16 protein-coding genes are annotated in these 19,069 nt (G+C 38.3%); 4 read left to right on the plus strand and 12 right to left on the minus strand.

All coding sequences use genetic code 11. The features are described 5' to 3' along the window. Positions 1 to 37: 37 nt before the first annotated feature. The 9 genes from GO621_RS05910 to GO621_RS05950 form a co-directional block, all read right to left on the minus strand. Positions 38 to 1,099, minus strand: a complete 1,062-nt coding sequence (locus tag GO621_RS05910) for a glycoside hydrolase family 43 protein (RefSeq protein ID WP_157565095.1) — start codon at positions 1,097 to 1,099, stop codon at positions 38 to 40. Between the two features lie 19 nt (positions 1,100 to 1,118). Next, positions 1,119 to 2,195, minus strand: coding sequence for a glycoside hydrolase family 43 protein (locus tag GO621_RS05915; RefSeq protein ID WP_157565097.1), 1,077 nt, complete (start codon positions 2,193 to 2,195; stop codon positions 1,119 to 1,121). Positions 2,196 to 2,307: 112 nt separating this feature from the next. Next, the gene (locus GO621_RS05920; protein WP_157565099.1) at positions 2,308 to 3,861 is read right to left on the minus strand and encodes a RagB/SusD family nutrient uptake outer membrane protein; all 1,554 of its coding nucleotides are present in this window, start codon (positions 3,859 to 3,861) and stop codon (positions 2,308 to 2,310) included. Positions 3,862 to 3,878: 17 nt separating this feature from the next. Beyond that, complete coding sequence (locus GO621_RS05925) at positions 3,879 to 7,292, minus strand: SusC/RagA family TonB-linked outer membrane protein (protein WP_198170150.1); 3,414 nt, start codon at positions 7,290 to 7,292, stop codon at positions 3,879 to 3,881. A 147-nt stretch (positions 7,293 to 7,439) separates the two neighbouring features. Next, on the minus strand, positions 7,440 to 8,486 hold the full coding sequence (locus GO621_RS05930; RefSeq protein WP_157565100.1) for a FecR family protein: 1,047 nt from the start codon (positions 8,484 to 8,486) through the stop codon (positions 7,440 to 7,442). 101 nt (positions 8,487 to 8,587) lie between these two features. After that, positions 8,588 to 9,169 carry an RNA polymerase sigma factor gene (locus GO621_RS05935; RefSeq protein ID WP_157565102.1) on the minus strand — a complete coding sequence of 194 codons (582 nt, stop codon included), beginning with the start codon at positions 9,167 to 9,169 and terminating at the stop codon, positions 8,588 to 8,590. A gap of 287 nt (positions 9,170 to 9,456) precedes the next feature. Next, positions 9,457 to 12,144, minus strand: coding sequence for a TonB-dependent receptor (locus GO621_RS05940; protein ID WP_157565104.1), 2,688 nt, complete (start codon positions 12,142 to 12,144; stop codon positions 9,457 to 9,459). A 170-nt stretch (positions 12,145 to 12,314) separates the two neighbouring features. After that, the gene (gene lpxB, locus GO621_RS05945; RefSeq protein WP_157565106.1) at positions 12,315 to 13,424 is read right to left on the minus strand and encodes a lipid-A-disaccharide synthase; all 1,110 of its coding nucleotides are present in this window, start codon (positions 13,422 to 13,424) and stop codon (positions 12,315 to 12,317) included. Between the two features lie 3 nt (positions 13,425 to 13,427). Then, positions 13,428 to 13,691, minus strand: coding sequence for a hypothetical protein (locus GO621_RS05950; RefSeq protein ID WP_157565108.1), 264 nt, complete (start codon positions 13,689 to 13,691; stop codon positions 13,428 to 13,430). 75 nt (positions 13,692 to 13,766) lie between these two features. On the opposite strand from GO621_RS05950, the gene GO621_RS05955 reads away from it, so the two are divergent. Further along, complete coding sequence (locus GO621_RS05955) at positions 13,767 to 14,333, plus strand: hypothetical protein (protein ID WP_157565110.1); 567 nt, start codon at positions 13,767 to 13,769, stop codon at positions 14,331 to 14,333. A 1-nt stretch (position 14,334) separates the two neighbouring features. On the opposite strand, the gene surE is transcribed toward GO621_RS05955, so the two are convergent. After that, positions 14,335 to 15,111, minus strand: coding sequence for a 5'/3'-nucleotidase SurE (gene surE / locus GO621_RS05960; protein ID WP_157565111.1), 777 nt, complete (start codon positions 15,109 to 15,111; stop codon positions 14,335 to 14,337). A gap of 37 nt (positions 15,112 to 15,148) precedes the next feature. Here surE and GO621_RS05965 point away from each other — a divergent pair, with 37 nt between their 5' ends. Then, a complete protein-coding gene (locus tag GO621_RS05965) occupies positions 15,149 to 15,706 on the plus strand; it encodes a Uma2 family endonuclease (RefSeq protein WP_157565113.1) in 558 nt (185 codons plus the stop codon). A 56-nt stretch (positions 15,707 to 15,762) separates the two neighbouring features. Here GO621_RS05965 and GO621_RS05970 read toward each other — a convergent pair whose 3' ends face one another. Next, positions 15,763 to 15,945 carry a CsbD family protein gene (locus GO621_RS05970; RefSeq protein ID WP_157565115.1) on the minus strand — a complete coding sequence of 61 codons (183 nt, stop codon included), beginning with the start codon at positions 15,943 to 15,945 and terminating at the stop codon, positions 15,763 to 15,765. A 677-nt stretch (positions 15,946 to 16,622) separates the two neighbouring features. On the opposite strand from GO621_RS05970, the gene GO621_RS05975 reads away from it, so the two are divergent. After that, positions 16,623 to 16,991, plus strand: a complete 369-nt coding sequence (locus GO621_RS05975) for a response regulator transcription factor (protein WP_157565117.1) — start codon at positions 16,623 to 16,625, stop codon at positions 16,989 to 16,991. 505 nt (positions 16,992 to 17,496) lie between these two features. Then, positions 17,497 to 18,957, plus strand: coding sequence for a phytoene desaturase family protein (locus GO621_RS05980; RefSeq protein WP_157565119.1), 1,461 nt, complete (start codon positions 17,497 to 17,499; stop codon positions 18,955 to 18,957). Here the strand turns inward: GO621_RS05980 and GO621_RS19190 are convergent. Beyond that, the gene (locus GO621_RS19190) at positions 18,943 to 19,068 is read right to left on the minus strand and encodes a hypothetical protein (protein ID WP_262884983.1); all 126 of its coding nucleotides are present in this window, start codon (positions 19,066 to 19,068) and stop codon (positions 18,943 to 18,945) included. The genes GO621_RS05980 and GO621_RS19190 overlap by 15 nt on opposite strands. Position 19,069 lies beyond the last annotated feature (1 nt).

Below are 19,069 nucleotides of genomic sequence, written 5' to 3' on the forward strand. Positions count from 1 at the left end.
GCTGTTTTTATCGTATAAAAATTAGGGTTGATCTATTTTATCTGTGTTTTTTAATTTTCTTTTCGGATGGAATTGGAATAGGCACTCCTGTTTTTACAGGCAATCCAAAGTAAGGCATTCCGGTTTTAGTCCATGTAAATTTTTGCGCACGGGGAGAGCGGTCCCGCCCGCAACCTTGATTAGGTTCTGAATTGGCGTGGTACAAAATCCAATCTTCTGTTCCATCCGGAGATTTAAAAAAAGAATTGTGACCGGGCGCATAAACTCCGTTTTCCGGAGATTGCTTAAAAACTGGTTTCGGAGATTTTTTCCAGGAAGCCGGATTTAAAAGATTACTTTTTGCAGAAGCAGTAAGCATTCCTAAAGCATAAAAATCTGTCCAGCAACCGCTTGCAGAATAAATGATAAAAATTTTATGACCATGTTTAAGATACTGTGGGCCTTCATTTACATTAACATGAGGCGGATTATTGGGATCATGTAAATCACCGTTTTCTTCCCAGGAATATTGGGGAGAGGAGATTTTCACCCGCTTTCCGCTAATTGTCAACGGGTTTTTCATTTTAGCAATGTAAATATTTTGCTGTCCGTTTACATCGCCTTCCCATCCTGCCCAAACCATGAATTGCTGTCCGTTTTGGAAAAACACATCACTATCAATAGACCATTTATCAGAAGGAGCAGCTACTTTTCCTTTAAAAACCCATTTTCCTTTGAAAGGATCGGCAGAGGCATTTTCTAAAACATAAGTACGGTGATGGTTATTATTGCCGTCATCCGCAGCAAAATAAGCGTACCATTTCCCTTTAATAAAATGAAATTCGGGCGCCCATATCTCTTTAGAATAAGCAGTTCCGGCAGGCGGGACCCAAATCGTTTTATGTTCGGCTGTCTTTAAATCAGCCAGGGTTTTAGTTTTCCATAATACCAAACTGTCTTGTAATGTATTGGTGTAATAGTAATAACCGTTTTTATAAAAGCTGTAAGGATCTGCCCCTGAAGGCAACAGTGGATTGGTAAAAGTTTGCTGTTTCTGTGCTGAACAAACCCTAAAAAGTATCGGTAAAAACAGTATCAATAACAGAAGTTTTCTTTTCATTTATGTAGATGCTAATAATTTACTGTTCGCCTGCCGGTACTGCTGTTTTAACATAAATACTTATCGGTGTACCAAAGTTTGGTGTACCATCTGCGTTCCAGGTAAACTTTTGCATCCTTGGGTTTCGTGTATCGCCGCAACCTTGTCCCGCAGAAGAATTAGCATGATAAATAATCCAGTTTTCGGTACCATCCGGAGAAGTAAAAAAACCGTTATGGCCAGGGCCGTAAGCACCATTAGTAGCATTTGTACTAAAAACAGGCGTTGCAGATTTTGTCCAGTTAGCAGCAACCATCGGGTCGGAAGCATCTTTTAAAGTGAGCAATCCCAAAGCATAATTATCTGTAAAACAACTGCTGGCCGAATAAGTCAGGAAAACTTTTCCCTGCGGATTTGTTAAAACTTCGGGTGCTTCATTTACGCTGCTTCCTGATTTTTCCCATGCATAATCAGCCTGAGAAATCATGACACGATCACCGGAAATAGTATAAGGATCACTCATTTTAGCAATATAAAGTTGTTGCGTGCCCGGCGTATTATCGCCTTGCCAGCCAGACCAGATCAGGTAAAGCTGATTGTTGTAATTTAAAACCGTTCCGTCAATTGCCCATTTATCTGTAGTTGGTTTTAACTGGCCTTTAAAAGTATAAGTTGAAACAGGAGTTGCTGCACTACTTTCGAGCACATACATGCGGTGGTTTACATCGTTGCCATCATCTGCAGCAAAATAAATATACCACTTGCCTTGCAGGTAATGGATTTCTGGCGCCCAGATATCTCTTGAATAAGCTATACCGGCAGAAGGCGGCGTATAAACGGTTTGAGCCAAAGCATTGCCCAAAGCAGACATTTTTGTTGTGGGATAGATAGAAATACGATCTCCGAAAGTCCGGGTAAAATAATAAACACCATCTTTTTGTACAACCCAGGGATCGGGGCCGCTGGATAACAACGGATTGCTAAAGGTAGCAACGGTAACGACAGGCGGATTTGTGTTACCACCATTATTGATAACACCGGTATCTGTTTTCTTACTGCAGGAAATTACTAAGATGGATAAAAGTACCCCTGATAAATATCGGTTTATAATTTTCATATAATGTTTGAATAATAGGTATATCTTTAAAAACGCAGGAATAACTTTATGTTATTCCTGCAAATAATTCAGCTATTTTTATACCGATAAAAGAAGCATTGCCCGATAGAGATTAATATCCCGGATTTTGTTTAAGGTTTGGGTTTACATCGATCTCTCTTTGCGGAATAGGGAAGAATTCATTTTTGCCTACTACAAAGTTTTTAAATCCGGCATCTCTCGAAGCTAAACCCGGACCTAAGTCACCCCAGCGTGCCAAATCATCCCAGCGATGGCCTTCGCCTGTTAATTCTGTTATTCTTTCATGTTTTAACTGAGTAAGAAACTGTGCTGGGTTTAATCCCGGCATTACACTCGATAAAGTTGCAAGACCCGCCCTTTTCCTTACCATATCTACATACTGATAAGCATTAAAAGTTGCCCCTGTAGCATTTAAACATTCTGCATACATTAGCAATACATCTGCATAACGTATAAACCTGTAATCATTAGGTGAGTGAAAAATTTCAAAATTACCGGGAGCGGCAGCGGTACCATTATTATAATCAAGTAATTTAGCGAACCACACGTAATTATCATTAGAAACATTTGTTGTGCCATATCTGGATGCAAAGGTTTGACCATATATCTGTGTGAAATTTGGCCCGCGTACATCTGCCGAATCAAATAAGAAGGTAACAGGCAAGCGCGGGTCCCTGCCGCCGGTAGTAGTTTTTTCTTTTTCAAATTCGGCTATTGGCCAGCGCCTTGCTTCCCCATCTGTAAATCCAAGTTGTGGCGGTGCAAAGAATGGCGGCAAGGATGAACCATAGTTCAAATTGTCTTCAGCAGCTTGATTCGTATCATCATCATGGGTATCGTTTGGATTAAGCGCATTACCAAATTCAAATACCGACTCCTGGTTATTTGGGGTGGTTGTTAGAAAATTATCCTGATAATTTGGCATTAAAGAATAAAGACCACTTTGTACAACTGCTTGTAACGGAGCTAATGCAGCCTGGTAGTTTTTTTGCTGCATATAAGCTTTTGCTAACAATGCGTTGGCAGATCCTTTGGTGGCACGCCCTACACTATTGCCTGTATAACTTGTAGGCAATGCAGCGGCAGCGGCAATGCAATCTTGTTCAACCTGTGCAAATACCTGGGCCTGAGACGAAGTTGCCGGTTTATCAGCAGGTGATGAGGATTTTAATTGAATTGGTACATTGCCAAAAAAGATAGCCAGTTGATAATAAAATAAGGCACGCATAAATCTGGCTTCGCCCAAATACTGGGCTTTAAGGGTAGCGTCCATAGCAATATTGGGCACATTATCTAAAACCTGGTTGGCCCGGTTAATTCCGAAATAATTGTCGCCCCATAAATTGTTGTAAACACTGCCGTAGTTATAATCAGAAACAACAAACTGGTCGTAGTTAGATGTAATGGTAGGGTCACCACTTTTACTCCAGCCTTCATCGGCACGAATGATGGTTGCAAAAAAGTTCCAGCGTGATAAACCTTCACGGTGTAAAGTGCTGTAAATAGCGTTAACACCTAATTGTGCATCATTTGCAGTTTTCCAAAATTCCTGTGTTGCTACTGCATCGGGGTTAACAATATTTAATGATTTCTGACAGCTTGCTAATGTCATAGCTGCTACAAATAATATAATAACTTTTTTCATTATTTTAAACCTTTAAATTAAAATCCAAAATTAATTCCTAAGGAAAATACACGGCTTGGTGGCCAACCACCGTTATCATAACCAGGCTGTAAAAGATTACCAGCTACATCAGGGTCCAAACCTTTGTATTTGGTTATGGTCAACAGGTTTTGTCCGCTGATAAATATCCGGGCATTATCAACATTCCATTTAGTTACTAAAGCTTTTGGAAGCGCATAGCCGATTTCCAGGTTTCTAATACGGCCATAAGAGCCATTCTCTAACCAGCGTGAACTTGCATAAGTATTGTTATTGGCAATTCCCTGATCGGTAGCAAAGCCTAAACGAGGGTCTGAAGTATTTGTGTTGCTGGGTGTCCAGGGGCTAATAGCCGTGCGAAAATTGTTATTTTGGTAACTGTCTAAAGATTCTCTTACAGCGTCAAATATAGTAGAGCCAAATATACCCACTAATTGTATATTGATACTGAATTGTTTGTATGCCCCATTAAACTGTAACCCTGTTTGCAAATTCGGCAGCGAAGTACCATCAAAAACACGGTCATTATTGTTGATCGGTCCTGTGCCATTTGGATTTGCATAAAATTTAACGTCACCAGGTTTTGCAAAAGGTTCTATTAAATCGCCATTACTCCTTTTATAAGCGTTTATTTCGGCCTGGCTCTGAAACAAGCCTTCATCTTTTAATACGAACCATGACCCGATTGGATGCCCAATTTGTGCACGCGTTATATCAGGATTTTGTACCAGATAATTAGCGCCGCCTTGGTTACCTACGCTTAATACTTCATTTTTTATAGTAGTAACATTACCAGATATGCTCCATTTGAAGTTATGATCATTGTTGCGGTAAGTAGCAGCAAACTCTATACCTTTATTACTGATCGATCCTGCATTTATATATGGATTATTGTTGGCTCCAAGGTATTGAGGCAATTGCTCAATTAGTAAAGCATCTTTAGATACATTTCTATAAACTGCAGCCGATATACTTACCCTGTCATTTAAGATACTGGCATCCAACCCAATGTTGGTTTCGTGCCTGCTTTCCCAATGCACATCAGGATTAAAAAGTGATGCCTGGTAAGCGCCATTCTGCACTACACCGTTTAATACTGCACGGGGTGCATTATTAATATAACCCTGGTTTGAAAATTGAGGTATAGTATTAACACCCAAAATACCGTATGATGCGTTAAGTTTTAAATCATTTACCCAATCAGCTTTAAAAAAGCTCTCCTTATTTATACGCCATGCGGCTGCTACAGATGGAAAGAAACCGGTACGGTCATTAGGCCCAAATCTGGAGTCTTGGTCAACACGGCCGGTTGCTGTAAGTAAATATTTATCGTTAAAGCCATAGTTAACACGGCCCAGATAGCTTATTATTTTCCAGTCTGTATTTGTTCCGCCTGCTGCTGTTGGAGAGCCATTTGCTGAATTGATAGATGTTAAATATTGGCCATTAATATACGTTAGGCCGGTACGGCCTCCGCCTGTATAGGTATCAAGCTCCCGCTGTTGGGTATAACCAAATACACCATTAATATTATGCACGCCAAGCGTTTTATTAAAATTAAGCGTATGCTCCATTAACAGGTTGCTAAATTGGCCCCTGGTTTCACCTACAGTACTTGCTGCGGCTGGAGTACCATATCTTATAGGAGTGCCATTAAAAAGACCACGATTATAATCGAAGCTGGTTTCTAAACCTATATTAAACTTATAATAAAGCCAGTTAGTTAGCTGTAACTGGGCATAACCATTACCAACCAATTTTGCGTTGTTCGTGTAGGAACTGTTAGTAATATTACCTGCAAGAATGTTGTTAGCATAGCTTATGTCCTGCGGACCACCAGCCGGATCATTAGTACCGTTTGTAAATCCCTGCAAATTTGTTGACGTGATCCACATATTACTTTGTACAGGAATGGTTGGTAATGAGGTAGGTAAATCAAAAAAAGGATTACCAATATTAGGCACACGAGTATTGGTGTTCGTTAATAAGGCATTTTCACCAAAAGTAAGTATGCCCTTTTTTGTTTCCGTATTGATGCGGAAGCTGGCACGGTTAAAAGAATTTGCCAGTAAAACGCTCTGATTATCATAATAACTTGCCGAAATGAGGTATTTAGAATAGTTTGTGCCCCCTGATAAAGTGATGTTATAATTCTGGTCATTGCCTGTCCGTTCATCCAGGTCTTGCCAGTTGGTATTTATAGAAGGGTTAAAGGTTGCGGAAGCAATACTTGGCGGAACGGATAATCCGGCACTAATATATTGCTGCCTCTTTATTGCTGCGTACTGGGTACTATTCATTACATCCCATTGTTTTGGAAGATGCTGCTGTCCAAATTTAGCAGAGACTGTTATTTTGGGAGGCCCGCTTTTGCCTTGTTTTGTAGTGATGATGATTACACCATTGGCAGCACGTGAACCGTAAATGGCCGCGGCAGAAGCATCTTTAAGTACCTGGATAGATGCAATATCATCATTATTGATAGTAACGTTAGCATCAGATAGCATTCCATCTATTACATACAAGGGTGCAGATGACAGATAACTGCCTATACCGCGTATTTCAACTTCTGAATTTGCACCGGGCGCACCACTGTTTCGCACAGTTACGCCCGGTGACAAGCCTTGTAATGATTCCCCAACTGAACTGGTAGTAACCCGGTTTGATTCTTCAGGACTAATAACAGATACTGCACCGGTTAAATCCCGTTTTCTAACTGATTGGTAACCGATAACTACAACCTCATTCAGCTCTTTAGCTTCTTCTAACAATTGTATATTTATTGGTGTATGGCCGCTAAAACCAACCTCTCTGGTTACAAAACCCACAAACGTAAATACCAATGTTCCGCTTTCCTGCGGCGAATTAATTACAAACCGGCCATCTAAATCTGTAGCTACACCAATTGTTGTACCTTTTAATTGTACACTAACACCGGGTAATGGTGCGCCTTTATTATCTGTTACCCTTCCGCTAATGTTTTGCTGAACAATTAAATCGGCCGGGCCTGCCTCCAATTGATTATCATTAAAGGATTCCTGTTTCGGAAGCGTGCTTTCTTTATAGAGTAAAATTTTGTTTTTATATACTTTGTAATTAATATCTAATGGTTTAAATGTGTTTTCCAATACATCGCCCAGCTTCATATTTTCTATTTTAACCGAGGTTTTTCTGTTGGCTTCAATGGCCGAAGGACTGTAAACAAATACTACATGGGTTTGCTGTTGTATTTCTTTAAGTACTTCTTTTATTTCGGTTTGGTTTAGATTTAATGAAACCGGTTGGTTTAAAATCTTTTGTGCAGCAACATGCCTGGCCATGCTTGCACAGGTAAACAAAGCAAAAAGAAAAAGTTGCGTAATTGTAATTTTCATTGTTGTTTTTAAATAGCCAACAAATCGTTTTTTTTTCATAACTTGAAAAGTTTTGTTCGTAAAATGGAATATAACCGGACGAAATACCTGTAAAGGTTTGTTATGCCGGCAATGTCCCCACATTGCCGGTTTTTTATTTTCAGGTTCAGATGTAAATACTTTTGTTCATATTTTTAGATTAATTGGTTAATTGATGCTTTTATTAATGTAAATTTTAGTTCCCGAAATCTGATAACCAGCATGTATCGATTGGCAAATCAAATCCAGTTTACTGTATAAGTCCATCCCGTTAATATCACCTGTAAAAGTTGCTTCGTTTACTTCTTTTGCGGCAATAATTTCTATGGCATACATTTTTTCCAAAGCTTTTAAAACAGTTGAAACCGGTGCTTCATTAAATACAAAATCAGCTTTATTTAAGGTTTCATTATGTTTTAACACTGGTAATGGTGCGGCAACAAGCGTAGTTGTAAAACGTTGCTGCTCAGAATTATAAGTCGTTTTTTGATTTGGCGTCAGGATCACTTCTGCCTTTTTGCCCAATACCGTTTTAATCAGGTTTTCTTCGATATTTTCTGTTACAATTACCCGCCCGGTTTGTACCGAAACTTCTGTTTTGTGTGTTTCGGCATCACTACTGATAATAAAACTGGTGCCCACCACACGCGTTATGGTATTGTTGTTATAAACCAGGAACGGCCTTGCAGGATTTTTACTGATGAGGAAATAACCTTCTCCCGTTAAATAAACTTCTCGTTTTTGCCGGGCAAAATGTTTAGGATAAGTAAGTGCAGAACCTGGTTTTAACAAAACATAGCTTCCATCCTGCAAATAAATTGGTTCAGGTGTGGCAGATTTATTTATAAAATGAACAACAGATTCATTTTTAACGGCTACGTTAAAATCAGGATTTTTTTGTTTGGAGTAGAAAAACAACATGCTAATTGCAACAACAAAGCCGGCAAGCGCTGCTGCCCGGCCAACCATGCTTCTTTTACCGGCAAAAAACTGGTAAACAGGCAAAGTAGCTTCAGGCTGATCAGGAATTTCTTTAAACTGACTGCTTATTTTTGTCCATAACCGGTTTTCAACGCTTGATAATTCTTCTCTTGTAAAACCAACCTTTTCATCGTCCAGCATTTTATACCACTGCTCTACGGTTTCATTTTCTTCGGCAGTACATTTCCCTTCCAGGTACCTGGCTAATAAATCGTGGAAGTTTTTGCGGCTCATGAAAGGTAGTTGGCTTGGTTTATATAGAGAAGTAAATTCCCGGTATGCCTATCCCTAACCTTTTTAAAAATATTTTTTAAAGAATTTTATCGGCACAAAATTTAGTGCAGTAAAAGAAGCATCAGGGTTAGCGTAAGCAGATATTCTTTGAGATAAAGCTTTAAAACTTTTACCGACCGGGAAATGTGATATTCTACCGCTTTTTCCGAGATATTTAAATCGGATGATATTTCTTTTACGGAATGGTGCTGCATCCGGCTCAACCTGAAAACCTGTTTGGTTTTTACCGGCAAAAGCTCAATTCCTTTTTCAATAGCTAATGAAAGATCGTGTAGTAAAACCTGCTTCTCGGTAACGTTTTCCTGCTCCTGCTTATCCAGACGGTAATAATCGAGATGCTTATTTTTAATACTTAAAGCTTTATGATAATTGATAATGCTGTATTTAACCGCTCCGAATAAATAAAAACGTAAATGTTTGATCTCTGCAGAATTTCTTTTCTCCCACAAACTGATAAAAAGGTTTTGTGTGAGTTCTTCCGCCAGTTCCTGGTCGTGTAATTTACGATGATAGGTGAGCAAAATCTCTTTCCAGTAACGGTTGTATATTTCCTTTACAGCATCAGCATCACCTGCTTTTAAACGCAAAACCAACTCTTCATCAGAAAGTAAAGAATACGCCATATTCAATCAGTTAGACTTTAATCATCGGGCTAAATCAGTACGGTTAGTTAAGCTATAAATTGGTTCAGAATCAGCAGAAAACTAATTCACAAATAATAAGCATAGTTAGCAATATGTTTGCATACCTCAAAATTATCTTCCTGCTTGCAGCAATTCTTTTCTTTAAAATCAGGTTTCTCAATTCCTGATCAATAAAAAAATTAAACGCTGATTTTTAGGTGCTAAAAGAAGCATAAAAAAACCTCCATTGTTGCTAGTGGAGGTTTGAATAACATCTATTCTCAACATTATTTTAAAAGCTGATCAAATAATAAAGAAACATAATAAACGGCGCCAATTTGCGGATTGCCATAAGAAGTAACATAATATTTGTTCAGGATATTGGATCCGCCAACTTTAACCGTACATTTTGCCGGATTGATTTTGTAAGAAACCTGCGCATCAACCGTACCAAAAGCAGGGACTGTTCCGGTTGCAAAAGGAGATTCCCAAAGAAATTGTTCCTGCCAGCGATACTGCACATTAAAGCCGATATTTTTATAAATATTACTGCTGTTGATACCTAAATTATATCTGTATTCGGGTGTATTGTACTGATTGATGTAACCGTTGCTTGCACTGCTTAACTTATTATAAGATACGTTTCCGGTTAAATTTAATTTATATAACTGATAATCTAAGCCTACAGCAAAACCATCAGTTTTTACTTTTGCAGGATTATTGGCATAAGTTGAAAAAACCTGGTAATTAGCCAAGCCGACCGGATTTCCAGGTGTTGGATTTTGAATGAGAATGATGTTTGAAATAAAGTTTTTATACTGGTTATAATAATAATAGGCATCTATTAAAAGCTTATTGGTTATCAAACCTTTATACCCAACTTCGTAAGCTTGAACGCTTTCCGGATTAAACTTGCCAAAAGTATAAGGTTGTAAAACAGCAGGGTTGCCAGTTGCACTAAACTGCTGGAAACTTTGCAAAGTGTAACCTTTATTGGTATTTAAATTATATTTATCAAGCAACTCTGGCAAACCACCAATAATACGTGTATTTGTGCGTACCAATAAATCTATATACTGGTTTTGAGTAGTTGGATTACGATAACCGGTTTGATAAGAAACTCTGATATTATTATTTGGCGCTATTGTATAAACACCGGAAATACGTGGCGTAAATTTCCCATCAAAATTCTGGTTTTTATCATAACGGATAGAACCGGTAAGTTTTAATTTATCATCAAATAACTTTTTATTGATTTGGGCATAAGCGCCAACTTCGTTAATGTTGATACTTCTCGTTAAATCATCAAACAATGTTCCATCAGAATGCAATTTGTAAATCCGATAATTTGCCCCTACTAAAATATCTACCACATTATTTAACAATTTCGAGAAGTTGTACATACCTTCGGCATTATACAAATTGGATTTATCATTAAACTTTGCGCCGCCGCCCGGGCCAATTGTTTTACTGGTAACATCATCTTTTAATGCCTGAAAAGCAGTTGAACCAGGTTGCGGACGGCCAGCATCTGCAGTAGAACGGGCAATTTGTTGTGCAGCCGCATCTGTTTGTCCGCCTAATCGTGCAACATTATAAGCAGTGGCATATTGTGTAAACCACGTGGTTGACGGTTTCCATTCCTCATTAATTAAAGTACCCAAAGCAGTTGCATTGTAAGCATCGCCAGAACGCTCTTGTGTAGTATATCCCCGCAAAAAGAAATCAGTTCCTTTTACCTCTAATTTATACTGACCTAAAGTAAAATTTTTTAAAGAATAACGATCAGAACCGGTATAAACAGAAGTTCCGATACCATAATCAGCTTGTGCTATTGCCTCTAAATTATCATTAAACTTATAATGTAACGCACCTAAAGTTTTAATGGATTTAGTTCCATAATCAACCAAAGCATTTTCGTTATATCCGGTACGCGAAACGGTTTGACCGTTTAAAAAGCCTGCGGTAGCACCAAAAGTGGTATTAATTTCATCGCCATAAACATTAACGCCGTCATAGTTTGGATCTGTTGTACGTGTGCCAGCTTTTGTAACGTTATTTAAGCGATCATAATCTGTATAATTTCTGGCTTGCCAGTCGTTAGCTTTTAAGTAAGAAAAATCAACCTTAAAAGCAAAGCGATTGTTAAAAGCTTTGGCATAACGCATACTATAATCATTATAAACAGATGCTTTTTGCTGAGGATCGTTTACGTGATTAAGGCCGGTTTTTAACTGAACGCTTAAACCCTGATAAGTAAACGGACTTTTAGAAGTCATGAGCAAAGTTCCGTTAATACCACCAGAACCGTACAAGGCAGAAGAAGCGCCGGGCAATAATTCTGCATTATCTATATCCAATTCGGTAAGCCCAACGATATTTGCAATAGAAAAATTTAAACCAGGCGCCTGATTGTCCATTCCATCCACAAATTGGTTAAAACGTTCGTTGCCATTAGTATTAAAGCCACGCGTATTGATGGATTGAAAAGTTAAACTTTGCGTGCTCATTTCCACGCCTTTTAAGTTTGCCAAAGCTTCATAAAAAGAAGGTGCAGCGGCTTGCTGAATGGCAGTGGCACTTACCCTTTCAATCGAAACCGGCGATTCCAAAATTCTTTCCGGTGTACGCGAAGCAGCAACAACAACTTCCTGGCCTAAAATCCCCTGTTGCTGCAGTTCAAAACTAAGATCAGTGGAAGAACCTGTAATTTGTTGCTCAAGGGTTTGATAACCGACGTAAGAAATAACCAGCGTAAAAGGTTTTTGGCGTGTGGTTTTAAAGCTGAAATGTCCATAAGCATCTGTAGAAGTGGCCTGTCCTCCCCTTACCGTTACCGTTACACCGGCTAATTTTTCTTTAGAGGTTTTATCAGAAACAGTACCTGATATTGTTGTTTGTTGTGCGGATAATTTTGCTACCAAAAAAATGATAAAAATAAACGCACAAATACTGTGTGTAAAAATTTTATTCATAAAATGATATTAGTTTTAAGTAGAAATTGAAACTATTGGTTAAATAAGTTTCAGCAAAAAAAGTAATTTATTTTGACAGATAAAAGAAGTATTTTCAAAAAAATTATATGTTTAAACCTGATTATCAATAAAATATAAATGCTTCTTTTAGCACCTGTTTTTCAACAACTTCATTTTTTAAGATAGCCGATCATCAGATCAGCAGTTTTTGCAGATGCGCCGGCTTCGTCCATTCTTTCATCCAGCAAATCATAATTATCGAGCATCGTTTTTCGGTAGGATTGATTGTGCAGCAAACGGTCTAACTCTTTGCTGATCTTTTCCGGCGTACAATCGTTCTGGATCAATTCTTTTACAATTTCCCTGTCCATAATTAAATTCACCAGAGAAATAAAACGGATTTTGATTAAAGCACGTGCAATAGCAATGGTTATCGCGTTTCCTTTGTAAAGTACAACTTGGGGAACATGAAACAAAGCTGTTTCTAAAGTTGCCGTGCCAGAAGCTACCAAAGCGGCTGTAGCGTTTCCCAATAGATCATAAGTTTGATTGAAAACGACGGGTACATTTTTTTCACCGATAAAAGAAGCATAATGGTTTTGATCGAAAGAAGGCGCACCGGCAATAATAAACTGATAATCAGGAAATTGATCAACAACTTGCATCATATCCGGCAAAATTCCTTTCAGTTCCTGCTTCCGGCTTCCGGGCAATAAAGCTATAATTGGTTTTTGGCTGAGGTTATTTTGTGTGAGAAAAGCTTCATTTTTTTTATGGTTAAAAACAGCATCGAGTAAAGGATTGCCAATATAATCCACCTTCATATCCCAGGACTGATAAAAATCAACCTCAAAAGGCAGGATACAGAACATTTTATCAACCACCTTTTTGATTTTTAAAACCCGTTTCTGGTTCCAGGCCCAAACCTTTGGCGAGATATAATAAAAAACCGGGAAACCTTTTTCTTTACAATAAGCTGCAATTTTTAGGTTGAAGCCAGGAAAATCAATCGGAATTATCACATCGGGATTCCAGGCTGCAATATCCTCCTTGCAGCTTTTCATGTTTTTAAGGATTTTGCGGAGGTTTAAAGCAACTTCTACAAAACCCATATAAGCCATTTCGGCATAATGTTTCACCAGCGTTCCGCCTTCAGCTTTCATTAAATCTCCGCCGTAAAACCTAAATTCAGCTTTCGGATCTCTTAATTTTAAAGCAGCTATTAAGTTCGCGCCGTGCAAATCGCCCGAAGCTTCTCCGGCTATTAAATAATATTTCATGCTTTAGCGGAGTTTTATTTTGAAGATAAAAGCTAATATCAAGACAATAAAGGTAACCACCAATAAGCCGATTCCCGCTTTATCTTTGTCAGCTTTAAAAATGAATTTTAGAAGGATAAGGTTGATGCCAATTGCAATCAGGTAAGGAACGCCCGGTTTATCAGGAATAAGCTGATCTTTAAAAAGAATTTCAGCAATAAAATAAGCCAGTAAAGGAAGTATTAGCCCAACAAGCGCACCTGTAACAATATTATTTTTAACAGCCATCAATCCAAAATTACAAGAATGGTAGAAATATTGATACATACTTTTTTTATCACCTAAAAAACTGCAGCTTTAAATATGAAAATAATTTATGCTTTTGCCTTAATGCTTTGCTTTACAGCAACAGCTTTTGCACAAAAATATGTACCGCAATTTAAAAACGGTACTGTTCTTAATTACACCGCGCATTCTAATGCTTTCGGTCAGGATATTCCATTAACGCTTACTATTACCAGCATTACTGCGCCTGTTCAAATGCAATACAACATTCCGCAATTAGGTACTGGCACTTTTGAAATGTCGGAAAAAGCCATTACAAGCGGCAAAAAAATGGCTTTAAAAGAACCGCAAACAGATGGCGTAACTAAATTAAAGGACGATGAAACGCTTGCTGTACTTTCTAAAAATACGTTCAATAACTTAATCACTAACAAAACTTTTGAGTTGAACGGACAAACTTTTAACGTTATCGCCGATACCACTTCTTACAAAATTAACGATAAAGAAGCTGATATTTTTTACGCAGAAACAGCTAAAGGAAAAACAAAATTATGGATATTGAATAATCCTGATTTTCCATTAATTTATAAATTGAAAGGCGGCCAGCAGGGAATAGATTTAACTTTAAACAGCATCAAGGAATAGCTTAATCGTTAAACTTCCAGCTGTTTAAAAATGACATTGCGTGATGTGCCGTCATATCAAACTGAACAGGGACTACCGAAGCATACTGATGTTCTAAAGCCCAAACATCCGTATCTTCGCCCTGATCGTTCACCTGAAAAACACCTGTTAACCAGTAATATTTGCGTTTATGCGGATCTAATCTTTCATCAAATTCTTCCGCCCATTTGGCGTTTGCCTGTCGGCAGATTTTGATCCCTTTTATATCTTTTGTATTCGGAAAGTTTACGTTAAGCAACGTGGCCTGCGGCAAGCCATGGTTCAAAACCTGTTCTGCAATTTGCCTGATGTATTTTTTTGTAGCAGAAAAATCAGCCTCCAAAGTAAAATCATCCAAAGAAAAACCGATGGAAGGAATACTTTCAATGGCGCCTTCTACCGCTGCCGACATCGTTCCGGAATACAAAACATTAATCGAATTATTTAAACCGTGGTTGATGCCGGAAACGCACAGATCAGGTTTTTTTCCCTGAAAAACAACATTTACGGCAAGCTTTACACAATCTACCGGCGTACCGGAACATTTGTACATTTCCACACCTTCGTACAAATCAACTTTATCCAAACGCAGTGGTTTGCCAATGGTAATGGCATGTCCCATTCCGGATTGCGGACTATCGGGCGCAACTACAATTACCTGCCCTATTTCCTGCATTACTTCAATTAATGCTTTAATGCCTGGTGCTGTAATACCATCATCATTTACAACCAAAATAGTTGGTTTTATTGCTTTTGCCATGCCGCAAAATTATAAATAAGATTTTTATATTTGATATATGGTAACTGCTGAGAAAAAAACAAGATATATAGTAGAAGATTACATGCTTTTGGAAGAAGGTGCGCCTTTTCAATTAATAAATTATGATTTGATTATGTCTCCTTCACCAAACCCATATCACCAAAAAATATCATTTGAACTTTCTACTTTATTAAACATCTTTTTAAAATCAACAAAAAACAAAGGTTATGCTGCTGCTGCACCACTTGATGTTTATTTTAACGACGGCAACGTCCTTCAACCAGATTTAATTTATATTTCAGAAGAAAGAAAAGCGGAAATTGTAAAAGAAAGGATAGAAGGTGCGCCGGATTTAGTGGTAGAAATACTTTCTCCGTCCAACGCTTATTATGATTTACGGCAGAAGAAAGATATATATGAAAAGTATGGTGTTACTGAGTATATCATCATTGACCCCATTCAGCAAAACGTTGAAGTTTATGTGTTGAAAGATGATGCTTATACGCTCGATCAAAAGGTTAAGCAACCAGAATCATTCCATTCCACCATTTTAAACGGCTTTTCTGTTGATTTAAAAGATATTTTTGAGCAATAAAAAAGGAAGCCTGAAAATCAAGCTTCCTTTTAATTTTTATGTGATAAAAGAAGTATCTACAAGCTTTCCAGCCATTTTACAACTTCGTCACGGGTTTTGCCGGTTTTGGTTTGCAGCTTGCCCAGCAGTTCATCATCTTTACCTTCTTCGTGCTTTAAATCATCGTCAGTTAAATCGCCGTAAGCTTGTTTTACCTTACCTTTTAACTGGTTCCAGTTACCTTTTAAATCGAGTCCCATAATTCTGATAATTAAGTAATTTACAGCTACAACGTTATAAACCGCTTTTGGTTTTCATTTTTAGGCCCTGTTTAAATTCCTCAAACAATTTTAGCTTCAAAGATTGGTAAATAGTTGAACGGTTTATCGCGCAGGAACGCAATTCACTCAAACTGTTTCTGGCATCGGTACCGGTTTATATTTTTGTGCAAAAATTATCTCCATCATGGTAAAATAGATGAGGAAAGCTAACCAGGACAAGGAAGTACCTTTTAGTTTAATTTGCCTTTGGCTTAACATTTCTGGTTTAATTTAAACTGTCTGTACAACAGCATAAGCTGTTTCAAATCTATCCAAAAACCATTGATACTTCTTTTATCACCCCAAAATTTGCGGGTATTTCAATTTATACCTGTACAAGTTTTTATCCGATAAAAGAAGCATGCCCATTCTGCACCAGCAAAAAAAGTATGATTTACTTGCATTTATTGTAAAACAATGCAGGGCACCGGCTTTATTCCTTATCCGTTAAACCTAAATCTTATTTCAATCCGGTGCGTATAACAAACAGCAGTAAACGGAATCTGTAAGGCTGATGATATGAAATTGCACTCTCCTGCTGTTAAATGCATGCATCCAAATTCCTGTTAGCTAAAAAAATAATGGGCGAAGGAAAGCCTCTGTTTAATTTTTGAAAAATGAAACATATACTGATTGTAGATGACAATGCGCCGATATGCGAAGTGATGAGTGATATTTTGGAGATGGAAGGCTATCAAACAACGGTAAGGATGACTGGAAAAGACGCTATTCTTTTTATTAAAAAGCTACACCCCGACCTGATCCTTTTAGATGTAATGCTGGATAACGGCATTGATGGCAGGGATATTTGCAGGGATATTAAACAGAGTACAACAGAAGTTAAAAACATACCGGTAATTATGGTTTCTGCCAGTCATAACCTGCAGGATTCCTTAAACAACTTTTGTCATCCTGATGGGTTTATCAGTAAACCTTTTGATATATTTCATTTAGTAGATACAGTAAACAAGCAGTTTAAATGTTAAATTAATTTAGATACTTGCCACAACCTTCTTATCCCATTCAGTCAGACAAGTAAAAAAATAAGGCATAAAACCGGAGGGAAACTTATTAATAAATTACTTTTTTTCTGAGGTAATAGAAATATGAAATTCTTTTGTTCAGTTTCATACTGCTGATAGGGATGATCCAGCCAACAGCCGCTTCTTTTTAATTATAGCTTTTTTTGTCCTGAGTGTGTTTGGCCCACATCTTCGTCTTTTAATGTTTAAAGCAGTTTGGGCATCAGGGTACAGGCAGTGGCCGGCGTGCTTTTTATTACGACGCCGATACCACAAACCACGTACTGTTTTTGATTGATGGAAATCATATTGTATTAACCGGCGTTACTAATAAGCGCGACTCTCTTTATATTGTACTCGATAAATCTAACCGGAAGCCGTTATTATCGGAAAGTAAGTTGCAGGCCGGCCAATATTAAGGTTGAAAAATAAGACCTTTGCAGGAGAAAAACACTGCTAAAAGAAGCAAATGAGTTTAGAAAATAAAAAAGATTTTGATGCTATCGTAATTGGTTCTGGCCCGAATGGACTTGCTGCTGCTATTACTTTGCAGCAGCAAGGTTTATCCGTTTTAGTGCTGGAAGCAAAATCGAAAATCGGTGGAGGTTTACGTTCTGCAGAAGTTACTTTGCCTGGTTTCGTACATGATATTTGTTCAGCTATCCATCCCCTGGCTGCTGGTTCTCCGTTTTTTAAAACTTTGCCGCTTGCTGATTTTGGTTTGGAATATATTAACCCGCCAATTGCTGCAGCACATCCTTTTGATGATGGAACAGCTGCTGCCCTGTATGGAACTACAGAACAAACGGCTGTTAAATTAGGCATCGATGCAAAAGCTTATTCTAAATTAATTAAACCTTTGGTACGCTACTGGCCTGGATTAGCGCCGGATGTGTTAGGTCCGCTTCATTTTCCCAAACATCCTTTTAACCTGGCCCGTTTTGGTTTGGATGCTTTGCCTTCTGCTTTACAAACAGCTAAAAAATTCAAGACAAAAGAAGCACGCGGACTTTGGGCCGGGATGGCAGCGCATAGTATTCAGCCTTTATCTAACTTAACTACATCGGCAATTGGGCTGGTTTTGATGGCTAACGGACACTTGAAAGGATGGCCTCTGCCAAAAGGCGGTTCCTGCAAAATTGCAGATGCACTTGCCGCTTATTTTGTTTTTTTGGGAGGGAAAATTGAGACTGATTTTGAGGTGAAATCATTAGATCAGCTTCCTTCTTCTAAAACCGTTTTGTTTGATATTACACCTAAGCAACTGCTTAAAATTGCTGGCCACCGTTTTTCTAATATCTACAAATGGCAGCTCGAAAAATACCGGTACGGCATGGGTGTTTTTAAAATTGACTGGGCTTTAGACGCGCCAATTCCGTTTACTGCGGAAGAATGCCGGCAAGCAGGAACCATCCATTTAGGTAATACTTTGGAGGAAATTGCTGAAGGAGAAAAACAAGCATCGCAGGGAAAACTGGTAGAAAAACCTTTTATCCTGCTGGCCCAGCAAAGTCTTTTTGATGCAACACGTGCCCCAGAAGGAAAGCATACGGCCTGGGCATATTGCCATGTACCTAACGGAAGCAAAACTGATATGACAGCAATTATTGAAAAACAGGTAGAACGTTTTGCGCCCGGTTTTCGTGATACGATCCTGGCAAGAAACACCATGAATACTGCCCAAATTGAAGCTTACAACGCCAATTATATTGGTGGTGATATTAACGGTGGCATTATCGATATTAAACAACTGTTTACGCGCCCGGCTTTGCGCTGGTCGCCTTATAAAACCTCTGCCAAAGGCTTGTATATCTGTTCATCTTCCACACCTCCGGGCGGCGGCGTACATGGTATGTGCGGTTACTACGCAGCAAAAAGGGCATTAAAAGAAGTATTCGGATTGAAAGCATCTCCCTTAAGCTACCACTGATACTGTTTTTATCCACCTAAAATCTACCATTTCTAACATGACTTCAACCCAAACCCGTTTTACCATACACGAAGACTGAACCGTTGTACTTCTCGGTTCGCTTATCATCATT

The organism is Mucilaginibacter arboris (assembly GCF_009754915.1).
In the GTDB taxonomy this organism is placed as follows: domain Bacteria; phylum Bacteroidota; class Bacteroidia; order Sphingobacteriales; family Sphingobacteriaceae; genus Mucilaginibacter_A; species Mucilaginibacter_A arboris.

Coding starts and splice junctions, on each gene's coding strand:
- GO621_RS05910 (WP_157565095.1), bottom strand. CDS start 1,099: ATGAAAAGAAAACTTCTGTTATTGATACTGTTTTTACCGATACTTTTT.
- GO621_RS05915 (WP_157565097.1), bottom strand. CDS start 2,195: ATGAAAATTATAAACCGATATTTATCAGGGGTACTTTTATCCATCTTA.
- GO621_RS05920 (WP_157565099.1), bottom strand. CDS start 3,861: ATGAAAAAAGTTATTATATTATTTGTAGCAGCTATGACATTAGCAAGC.
- GO621_RS05925 (WP_198170150.1), bottom strand. CDS start 7,292: ATGAAAAAAAAACGATTTGTTGGCTATTTAAAAACAACAATGAAAATT.
- GO621_RS05930 (WP_157565100.1), bottom strand. CDS start 8,486: ATGAGCCGCAAAAACTTCCACGATTTATTAGCCAGGTACCTGGAAGGG.
- GO621_RS05935 (WP_157565102.1), bottom strand. CDS start 9,169: ATGGCGTATTCTTTACTTTCTGATGAAGAGTTGGTTTTGCGTTTAAAA.
- GO621_RS05940 (WP_157565104.1), bottom strand. CDS start 12,144: ATGAATAAAATTTTTACACACAGTATTTGTGCGTTTATTTTTATCATT.
- lpxB (WP_157565106.1), bottom strand. CDS start 13,424: ATGAAATATTATTTAATAGCCGGAGAAGCTTCGGGCGATTTGCACGGC.
- GO621_RS05950 (WP_157565108.1), bottom strand. CDS start 13,691: ATGGCTGTTAAAAATAATATTGTTACAGGTGCGCTTGTTGGGCTAATA.
- GO621_RS05955 (WP_157565110.1), top strand. CDS start 13,767: ATGAAAATAATTTATGCTTTTGCCTTAATGCTTTGCTTTACAGCAACA.
- surE (WP_157565111.1), bottom strand. CDS start 15,111: ATGGCAAAAGCAATAAAACCAACTATTTTGGTTGTAAATGATGATGGT.
- GO621_RS05965 (WP_157565113.1), top strand. CDS start 15,149: ATGGTAACTGCTGAGAAAAAAACAAGATATATAGTAGAAGATTACATG.
- GO621_RS05970 (WP_157565115.1), bottom strand. CDS start 15,945: ATGGGACTCGATTTAAAAGGTAACTGGAACCAGTTAAAAGGTAAGGTA.
- GO621_RS05975 (WP_157565117.1), top strand. CDS start 16,623: ATGAAACATATACTGATTGTAGATGACAATGCGCCGATATGCGAAGTG.
- GO621_RS05980 (WP_157565119.1), top strand. CDS start 17,497: ATGAGTTTAGAAAATAAAAAAGATTTTGATGCTATCGTAATTGGTTCT.
- GO621_RS19190 (WP_262884983.1), bottom strand. CDS start 19,068: ATGATGATAAGCGAACCGAGAAGTACAACGGTTCAGTCTTCGTGTATG.